The organism is Pseudomonas sp. AKS31, assembly GCF_023634765.1.
GTDB lineage: Bacteria > Pseudomonadota > Gammaproteobacteria > Pseudomonadales > Pseudomonadaceae > Aquipseudomonas.
Genome location: NZ_JAMLFX010000003.1, coordinates 262,112 through 263,167, shown reverse-complemented (window position 1 = coordinate 263,167; position 1,056 = coordinate 262,112). Strand labels below are relative to the sequence as shown.

General features: G+C 62.4%; 1 protein-coding gene. It reads right to left on the bottom strand.

The features are described from left to right. Nucleotides 1-28 precede the first annotated feature (28 nt). Nucleotides 29-985, bottom strand: coding sequence for a response regulator (locus M9827_RS12165; RefSeq protein ID WP_250605634.1), 957 nt, complete (start codon nt 983-985; stop codon nt 29-31). Between the last annotated feature and the right edge of the window lie 71 nt (nt 986-1,056).

Sequence of the window (1,056 nt, the reverse complement as noted above, 5' to 3'; positions counted from 1 at the left end):
GCGAAGGCGGACTGTCAGGCGACGAAGATCACGCGCCCGGAACGAAGTGCTTCTGCGCCGTGCCGCGAGCGATCAGGCGCGAGATGTAGTCGAGTTTCTGCGCGTCCTGGTCGACGAAACGGAAGGTCAGTTGCAGCCAGTCGCTGTCAGGCTTCGGCTCAAACGCAACGACGGCGTGCAGATAGCCATTGAGGCGGGCGATTTCAGCGTTGTCGCCCTGCTCCAGGTCGAGCACGGCGCTGTCGAGGATCTGCGGCAGGGTCTCGGTGCGTTTCACCACCAACAGCGCTTCCTTGATGCTCAGAGCCTTGATCACGCATTGCTGAGTGCCGCTTGGCAGGCGTAATTGGCCCTGGCCACGACCGCTGGCCGGAGCGGACGCGGCGGCTGGTGCCTTGACCGGCGGGCTGTTGAGCAGGCCACGGGATGGCGCAGCGGCCGGCGCTGGTGCGGCAGCAGCCGGTTTGGCGAACGGGTTGACCGCGGCAGCAGCCGGGGCGCCGCCGACCACGGCAGGCTTGCCACCGGTCAAGGCGCTCAGGGAATCGTTGCCGAACGCCGAGTTCATTTTGGTCGGCGCGCTGTTCATCAGGGTGTCGAGCTTGCCGACCTTGTTCAGCGCCTGCTTGACCTTGGTCAGCAGTTGCTCGTTGGTGAACGGCTTGCTGACGTAGCCGGAAACGCCGGCCTGAATCGCCTGCACCACGTTTTCCTTGTCGCCACGGCTGGTGACCATGACGAACGGCATGGTCTTGAGGTTGTCCTGCTCGCGGCACCAGGTCAGCAGTTCGAGCCCGGACATTTCCGGCATTTCCCAGTCGCACAGCACCAGGTCGAACGCTTCCCTGGCCAGCATGGCCTGAGCCTTCTTACCGTTGACGGCGTCCTCGGTGCGGATCCCCGGGAAGTAATTACGCAGGCACTTTTTCACCAGGTCACGAATGAACGAAGCATCGTCCACGACCAACACACTGATCTTGCTCATCCAACACCCCTATTAAAATCCCGGCAAGCATAACGCTGGCTGATGGCACATTGCCAAAACTCTTCAGTCAC

Coding starts and splice junctions, on each gene's coding strand:
- M9827_RS12165 (WP_250605634.1), bottom strand. CDS start 985: ATGAGCAAGATCAGTGTGTTGGTCGTGGACGATGCTTCGTTCATTCGT.